At 75.9% G+C, this 7,032-nt stretch carries 9 protein-coding genes and 1 pseudogene; 6 read left to right on the top strand and 4 right to left on the bottom strand.

Translation table 11 applies throughout. The features are described from left to right. From GA0115242_RS17910 to GA0115242_RS17900, 3 genes are all read right to left on the bottom strand, one after another. A partial coding sequence (locus tag GA0115242_RS17910; protein ID WP_202555460.1) for a hypothetical protein occupies positions 1-234 on the bottom strand: 234 nt, incomplete at its 3' end. A 74-nt stretch (positions 235-308) separates the two neighbouring features. Beyond that, a complete protein-coding gene (locus GA0115242_RS17905) occupies positions 309-974 on the bottom strand; it encodes a response regulator (RefSeq protein ID WP_093829621.1) in 666 nt (221 codons plus the stop codon). Then, complete coding sequence (locus tag GA0115242_RS17900; protein WP_093829619.1) at positions 971-1,924, bottom strand: sensor histidine kinase; 954 nt, start codon at positions 1,922-1,924, stop codon at positions 971-973. The genes GA0115242_RS17905 and GA0115242_RS17900 overlap by 4 nt, the downstream gene beginning before the upstream one ends. Before the next feature lie 345 nt (positions 1,925-2,269). Between GA0115242_RS17900 and GA0115242_RS17895 the strand changes: the two genes are divergently transcribed. From GA0115242_RS17895 to GA0115242_RS17870, 6 genes and pseudogenes are all read left to right on the top strand, one after another. After that, the gene (locus GA0115242_RS17895; protein WP_093829617.1) at positions 2,270-2,596 is read left to right on the top strand and encodes a TraR/DksA family transcriptional regulator; all 327 of its coding nucleotides are present in this window, start codon (positions 2,270-2,272) and stop codon (positions 2,594-2,596) included. A 42-nt stretch (positions 2,597-2,638) separates the two neighbouring features. After that, on the top strand, positions 2,639-3,013 hold the full coding sequence (locus tag GA0115242_RS17890; protein WP_093829615.1) for a TraR/DksA family transcriptional regulator: 375 nt from the start codon (positions 2,639-2,641) through the stop codon (positions 3,011-3,013). Further along, the gene (locus GA0115242_RS17885; protein ID WP_093829613.1) at positions 3,010-3,825 is read left to right on the top strand and encodes a rod shape-determining protein; all 816 of its coding nucleotides are present in this window, start codon (positions 3,010-3,012) and stop codon (positions 3,823-3,825) included. The genes GA0115242_RS17890 and GA0115242_RS17885 overlap by 4 nt, the downstream gene beginning before the upstream one ends. A 75-nt stretch (positions 3,826-3,900) precedes the next feature. Further along, positions 3,901-4,521, top strand: coding sequence for an Rv1733c family protein (locus GA0115242_RS17880; protein ID WP_093829611.1), 621 nt, complete (start codon positions 3,901-3,903; stop codon positions 4,519-4,521). Positions 4,522-4,632: 111 nt separating this feature from the next. Further along, a pseudogene (tsaD, locus tag GA0115242_RS17875) lies at positions 4,633-5,684 on the top strand (tRNA (adenosine(37)-N6)-threonylcarbamoyltransferase complex transferase subunit TsaD). A gap of 140 nt (positions 5,685-5,824) precedes the next feature. Continuing rightward, positions 5,825-6,157, top strand: a complete 333-nt coding sequence (locus tag GA0115242_RS17870) for an antibiotic biosynthesis monooxygenase (RefSeq protein WP_093829609.1) — start codon at positions 5,825-5,827, stop codon at positions 6,155-6,157. 49 nt (positions 6,158-6,206) lie between these two features. On the opposite strand, the gene GA0115242_RS17865 is transcribed toward GA0115242_RS17870, so the two are convergent. Further along, positions 6,207-7,032 (bottom strand): ATP-binding cassette domain-containing protein (locus GA0115242_RS17865; protein ID WP_141721626.1); only part of this gene is annotated, 826 nt, incomplete at its 5' end.

Here is a 7,032-nt window from a genome sequence, read left to right as displayed (position 1 = left end):
CTCGCCCTGGACGCGGTGCGCCGCGGGCACGGCGCGGTCCGCGTCGTCCGCGGCGAGCACGTCGTGCGCCGGACCGGCGACGGCGGCGAGCGCCGTGACGTCCGGGGCGGGCCGGTGCCCGCCGGGGTCGGCGGACGTGCCGAGCAGCGTGAGCAGGAGCGCGAGCAGCACGGCCCGCGCCATGGCGGTGACCGCCGTCCCGGTGCGCGAGGCGGTGTGCGGGGAGCGTGCCATGCCCGTCCTCTGCGCGTGTCGGTGGCGGTCGGCCGGAAGGAGTGGGTGCCCCGGTGGCGCGCGGGGCGGTCGGGTCAGGCCTCGATGAGGCCGACGCGGATGGCGTAGCGGGTGAGTTCGAGCCGGTCGCGCAGGCCGAGCTTGTGCAGCAGGTTGGCCCGGTGCCGGTGGACGGTCTTGATGCTGATGAACAGCAGCTCGGCGATCTCCTTGGAGGAGTGCCCCTCGGCGACGAGCTTGAGGACCTCCTCCTCACGCGCGGTCAGCACCTGGTCGGGCACCTCCTCGCCGTGGCGGACCCGGTCGAGGTAGTTGCGGATCAGCGCGGTGACGGCGCCCGGGTAGAGGAACGGCTCGTCGCGCACGGCGCCCCGGCAGGCGGCCACCAGGTCGCGGTCGGCGACGGACTTCAGCACGTAGCCGCTGGCCCCGGCCTTCAGCGCCTGGAAGAAGTACTGCTCGTTGTCGTGCATGGTCAGCATCAGCACCCGTACCTGGGGCTTGAGGGCGGCGAGTTCGCGCGCCGCCTGGAGACCGGTCATCCGGGGCATGGCGATGTCGAGGACCGCCAGGTCGACCTCGTGGGCGCGGGCCAGCTCCACGGCCTCGGCGCCGTCACCGGCCTCGGCGACCACCTCGATGTCCGGTTCGCGGTCGAGGATGAGGCGCACGCCGCGTCGGAGCAGCCCGTGGTCGTCGGCGAGGAGGACACGGATCACGGGGGTGTCGGGCACGGTCATGGCTGCTTCCTGGGTACGGGCACGGTCAGCCGGACCCGCGTACCGGCCCGGCTCTGGGAGGTGAGGTCGAGGGCGGCCCCGATCAGCAGGGCCCGTTCCCGCATGCCGCGGATCCCGGCGCCCTCGCGGGCGGCCCCGGTGCCGCGTCCGTCGTCGACGACGGCAAGCTCCACCGCGTCGCCGGTGTGGCGCAGGGTCACCTCGACGCGGTCGGCCTCGGCGTGCCGGGCCGCGTTGGTCAGCGCCTCCTGGGCGACGCGGTAGACGACGAGTTCGGTCTGCTGGTCGAGCGCGGGGAGACCGGCGTCGAAGCCGCGCACCACGTGCAGTCCCGCGTGGGTGGCGAACTCAGTGGTGAGCGAGGTCAGCGCGCTGACCAGACCGAGGTCCTCCAGCACGCCGGGGCGCAGTCGCCGTACCAGGCGGCGCAGTTCGTCCAGGCTGCCCCGGGTGATCTCCTGCGCCTGCCGCAGCTCGCCCCGCAGCGGCTCGTCGGCCTCGTCGGCCGCCCGTTCCAGGGACAGCAGGATCGCGGTCATGGTCTGGCCGACCTCGTCGTGCAGTTCCTGGGCGATCCGGCGGCGCTCCGCCTCCTGGGCGGTCATGACGCGGGCGCTGCTGGTGGCCCGTTCGCGTTCGAGGCGCTCGATCATGGCGTTGAAGCTGCGGATCAGCCGGGCGGTCTTCCCGCGGCCGTGCGCGGGCAGCCGCTGGCCGGGCCGCAGCAGGTCCACGGTGGTCATCAGCCGGGTGAGGCGGTCGAGCGGGGCCAGACTCATGCGCAGCAGCGCCGCGTTGGCGACCAGCATGACGACCAGACCGGCCACCAGGATCATCGCCTCGGTCAGCACCACCGGGACGGACACGGTCACCGGGGCCCACAGCAGCAGCGCGGTGGCGATGCCGAGCACCACCGCGTTGAGCGCGAAGACCCGCCAGAACAGGGACACCAGGACGACGCCTTTCTCTTCTCGACACGTCGTTGTCTCCAGTGTCGGTCACCGAGCGTGAGTCTCAGCCCCCGGCCTCGTCCCACCCGCGCCAAGCCTGCCCGCTCCCGCCGCGCGGTGTCGATGGGCTCCACTGCCCATCTCCGGGCGGTGGACTGCCCATGGCGCGAGGGGCCGTGGGCCGGCGCCCGAATGGGCATCGCGCCCGATGGGTTTCGCGCCGCCCCCGGACCACGATGGAGGCGTCCGGAGCGCCCCGAACGCGCTCCGGACCTCCCGTGCGTCGCGGACCCCGACCCGGACGAACGTCCGGCGCGACGCGCCCCCTCGGACAAAGGAACCGCCATGTCGCTCGACACGCCAAGGACCGAACCCGGCCCGGGACGGCTGACCGCCCACGAGGCCCGCCAGCGCCTCGAACACGAACGCGCCTCCCGGCTCGCCCAGCTCCGGGCCCTCGACGAGGCCGGGTCGACCGAGGGGGAGCAGGTGATGTCCGCGCAGAGGGAGACCGTCCGCCGGGTCCTCGGCGAGATCGAGGCGGCGTTCGCCCGGGTCCAGGACGGCAGCTACGGAAGCTGCCGCGGCTGCGCGAAGGCGATCCCGGTGGAGCGCCTGGAGATCCTGCCGTACACCAGCCTCTGCGTCCCCTGCCAGCGCCGGCAGGTCTGACGTCCGTCCGCCCTCCGTCTCCCGCCCTGCCCGAGGGGTGAAGTGGTGAACCATCAGATCGCCGACGCCGATGGCGCGGCCCTGTCGGCCGACGACCTGGCCGTGCTGCGCGCCGGCCTGCGCGAGCAGCGTCTCTTCCGCCGCGAGCAGTTGCAGCAGCTCTCGCGGACCGCGCCGGACCGCGCCGACGCGCCGCCCGGACCCGCGGACCCCTCGCGGGCCGAGGTCCGCGCCGCGCTGGCCGCCTCCGCCCGCATGGTCCTCACCGACGTCGAGGACGCCCTCACCCGGATGGACAAGGGCGGCTACGGCGTCTGCCACCTGTGCCGGGGGCCGATCGCCCGCGACCGGCTGCTGATCGTGCCGCAGGCCCGTTTCTGCGCCCGCTGCCAGCAGGTCAGGGAGGTCGGCCGGTGACCGCCCAGCGCCGTCCGCGCCGCTCCCTGCCCTGGTCAGGACGGGGTCCTGGCATCGCCCTCGACCTGGGCAGCGCCCGCACCCGCGCCTGGCTCTCCGGGCGGCGCGCGATCCTCGACGTGCCCACGGTGACCTTCCCCGGCGCCGGATCGGTGTACCCCGTCCAGCGCGGCGCCATCGTCGACGTGCCGGGAACGGCGCGGATGCTCGACCGGGTGCTCGGCAACCGCCTGCCCCGGACGGGCCGTCCGCTGATCGTGCTGGCGACGCCGGTCCTGGGCAAGGTCGCCTACCGGACGGCGGCCCGCGCCGCCGTCGAGGTCCTGCGTCCGCGCGCGGTGCTCTCCGTGCCCGCCGCGCGCGCCGTGGCGACGGCGGCGGAGGCCGACCTGACGCTGCCGCTGCTGGTCGTGGACCTCGGCGCGCACCTGACGGAGGTGACGCTGCTGTCCGACGGCGCGGTCGTCGACGCCCGGCTCGCGGCGCTGGGCACCTGCGATCTGGACCGCCACACCCCGCCCGTGCGGATCGCCGACACGGTCGTCGACCTGGTCACCGCGATGCTGGAGCAGGACTCCACGACCGAGATGCCCGACGCCCTCCGGCGGGGCGTGCTGCTCGCCGGCGGGGGCGCCCTGCGTCCGGACATCACCTACCGCCTCGTCGACCGGCTGCACTCCCCCGTCCGGCCGGTGCCCGCCCCGCACACGGCGGCGGTCCGCGGCGCGGCGCGGCTCCTGCGCGGTCTTCGCGCCCACCCCCGCGCCGAGTGGCCGGACGACGCCGCGCACCCGCTTCCCGGACCCGTCTGAGGTCCGCGTCAGCACCCCGTCCGACCGGCATCGACCCCGGCGGCGCGTCGGCGCCGCCAGGAGAGGAGAGACACCGTGGTCCGCGCGGAACCCCCCGAACCGGAGCCCGATGACCTCCCCCGCCTGCTGCTGTGGCGGCTGCGGAGCAACCCCCTGCGCCGCCGCGCGGACGCCGCGCAGGGGTGGATCGCCGTCGGGCTCGCCGCGGGCGTGCTGGCCGCCGTCCCCGTCGTCACGGTCCTGGCCGGGAAGGCCGCGCACCGGCACTACGAGGAGAGGGCGCGGCACCAGGCGGCCACCCGGCACGCCGTGCCCGCCGTCCTCCTGCGGGACGCGCCGCGTCATCCGGAGCCGGGCTCGGACGAGGCGGCGAAGGCCCTGTACACGGTGCAGGTCCGCTTCACCGACCCGCGGGGACACCTCCGCACCGGGCGCGCCGACGTCCCGCCCTCGCTGCCCGCGGGCAGCACCGTCCCCGTCTGGCTGGACGCGGGCGGCGAGCCGACCGGCCCGCCGCTCACCCCCGAGCAGGTCCGCAACCACTCCCTGGGCTGCGCCCTCGTCGCCGCGCTGTCCGTGCCCCTGGGCGGCGCGGCCGTCTACCGCGTCGCCGGACGGCGGATCGAGCGGCGCAACCTCGCCGGGTGGGACACGGCCTGGGCGAGGACCGCGCCGGGCTGGACGATCTCCCCCTGACCCGGCGGCCGTCACCCTGCGGGCGCGTCGCGGCACCGGCTCGGGTTTCCCCAGCCGGACGTCTTATTGCACACTATGCGCAATAGCTTGTTCAGTGCAGAAAGGCTTGCGATGGGTTCTCCGATCGTGCTGGGCATCGAGTCGTCGTGCGACGAGACCGGCGCCGGGCTGGTCAGGGACGGGAGACTGCTGGGGCACGCGGTCGCGTCGAGCATGGACGAGCACGCCCGGTACGGCGGTGTCGTCCCGGAGATCGCCTCCCGGGCGCACCTGCACGCGCTCCGCCCGGCGATCCGGCGGGCGCTGGACCGGGCGGGGCTGCGGCTGTCCGACGTCGGCGCGGTGGCGGTGACGACGGGACCTGGCCTGTCCGGCGCCCTCCAGGTCGGCGTGGCCGGGGCCAAGGCGCTCGCCCACGCGCTCGGGGTGCCGCTGCACGGCGTCCACCACCTCGCCGGTCATGTCGCCGCCGACACCCTGGAGCACGGCCCGCTGCCCGACCCGTGCGTGGTGCTGATCGTCTCCGGCGGCCACACGTCGCTGCTCCTCGTCAGGGACCTCGCCCGCGATCCGATCGTCCACCTCGGGGACACCCTCGACGACGCGGCCGGGGAGTGCTTCGACAAGGTCGCGCGGGTCTTCGGCCTGCCGTACCCCGGCGGCCCCGCCGTCGACCGCGCGGCCCGGGAGGGCGATCCGCGCGCCGTCGCCCTCCCCGCCCCCTCACCGGCCCCCGCGACGCCCCGTACGCCTTCTCCTTCTCCGGGCTGAAGACGGCCGCCGCCCGCTGGGCCGAGGGGTACGCGGGCCGGGAGCTGCCGGTGGCCGACGGGGCCGCGGCGCTCCAGGAGGCGGTCGCCGACGTGCTGACCCGCAAGGCGGTCGCCGCCTGCCGCGACCACGGTGTCGGGACGCTCGTGGTGGTGGGCGGGGTGGCCGCCAACTCGCGGGTGCGGTCGCTGGCGGAGGAACGGTGCCGGGCGGCCGGGATCGCGCTGCGGGTGCCGCCGCCGGGACTGTGCACGGACAACGGGGCGATGATCGCGGCGGTGGGCGACCTCCTCGTCCGGGCCGGGGCCGCACCCGCGCCGCTCGACCTCTCCGTCGACCCCTCGGCACCGCTGGAGCGCGCCGCGCTGCACCCGGTCGCGGCGACGGCGTAGGCGGTGTGAGGGACGTGGGGGCGGGACGGCCCCGGGGAGCGCGTCCGGGACGTCTCCGGAGCGCGCGGCGGCTGGTCCGATGGGAGGAACGTCCGCGGGGACACGCCGCCCGCGACCCGGGTAAGGGGAGAAATACGATCATGACCGTTACCGCACAGATCGACAGCACCCGCCCGGTGGCCACCCTCATCAACGTCTTCACCGTCCCGCCCGACCGGCAGGCCGAGCTGCTCGCGCTCCTCGCCCGCGCCACCGAGGAGACGATGAGGCACCGGCCCGGCTTCGTCTGCGCCAACTTCCACGCCTCGCACGACGGCGAACGCGTGATCAACTACGCCCAGTGGGAGAGCGAGGGGCACTACCGCGCGATGCTGGCCGACCCCGAGGCCCGCGTCCACATGGACCAGGCCGCGGCCATCGCGACGGACGTCCAGCCGCGCCTGTTCCACGTCCGTTCGACACACGGCGGGTAGCGCCGGTCCCGGATCACGGGCGAGGACCTCCCTCCCCCGACGGCCCGGGTCAGCGAACCCCCCGCTTCCCGGAGGCTCGCGGCGCCGCGCGGGCGTCCTCGGACTCCAGGGACGAGAGCACCTCGCCGACCGGGCCGTGCCGGACGGGCCGCCCGTCGTCGAACACGACCGCCTCGCGGGCCACCGCGCGGACGGCGGACACGTCGTGGCTGATGAGCAGCAGGGCCGTCGTCGCGGGCGCGAGCAGCTCGGGCAGCGCGGCGAGGACGCGTTCGCGGGAGGCGCTGTCCAGGGCCGACGTCACCTCGTCGCACACCAGCAGCGCCGGGTGCGCGGTCAGGGCCCTGACCAGGGCGCAGCGCTGCAACTGCCCGCCGGAGAGCCGGTCGGGGGTGCGGTGCAGCAGCTCGGCCTCCAGCCCGAGGGCGGCCGCCGCGCCGACGGCCTCGGCCCGCGCCTTCTCCGGCGGCAGACCGCGCAACAGGACGGCGGTGGCGGCGAGTTGGTCCAGCAGGGGCCGGTGCCGCTCGAAGGAGTCGGCGCTGTTCTGGTGCACGTACTGGACGACTCGGCGTTGCGCGGACGTGCGGCGGTCGATCCGGGCGGGCAGCGGTGTCCCGTCGACACGGACCTCGCCGGAGGTCGGCGCGGTGAGCCCGGCGAGGACGCGGGCGAAGGTGGTCTTCCCCGACCCCGAGGGGCCGAGCAGCGCGGTGCGGCCGCCCGGCGGGAACGTCAGGGACACCGGGCCCGCGAGGAGGACGGCGGACCGGCGGCGCACGACGATCCCGCGAGCGGTGACCGCGCCGGCCCCCGGCGCCACCGCCCCGCCCTCGCCGCCGAGCGGCGCGGGAGCGGCACCACCCGCCACGCTC

The organism is Streptomyces sp. SolWspMP-5a-2, from assembly GCF_900091845.1.
Taxonomy (GTDB): domain Bacteria; phylum Actinomycetota; class Actinomycetes; order Streptomycetales; family Streptomycetaceae; genus Streptomyces; species Streptomyces doudnae.
The sequence above is the reverse complement of the archived record's forward strand: the minus strand, read 5'-3'. Positions and strand labels throughout refer to the sequence as shown.

What these genes read in the sequence shown, in the direction of transcription:
- GA0115242_RS17905 (WP_093829621.1), bottom strand. Translation starts at nt 974, where the DNA reads ATGACCGTGCCCGACACCCCCGTGATCCGTGTCCTCCTCGCCGACGAC.
- GA0115242_RS17895 (WP_093829617.1), top strand. Translation starts at nt 2,270, where the DNA reads ATGTCGCTCGACACGCCAAGGACCGAACCCGGCCCGGGACGGCTGACC.
- GA0115242_RS17870 (WP_093829609.1), top strand. Translation starts at nt 5,825, where the DNA reads ATGACCGTTACCGCACAGATCGACAGCACCCGCCCGGTGGCCACCCTC.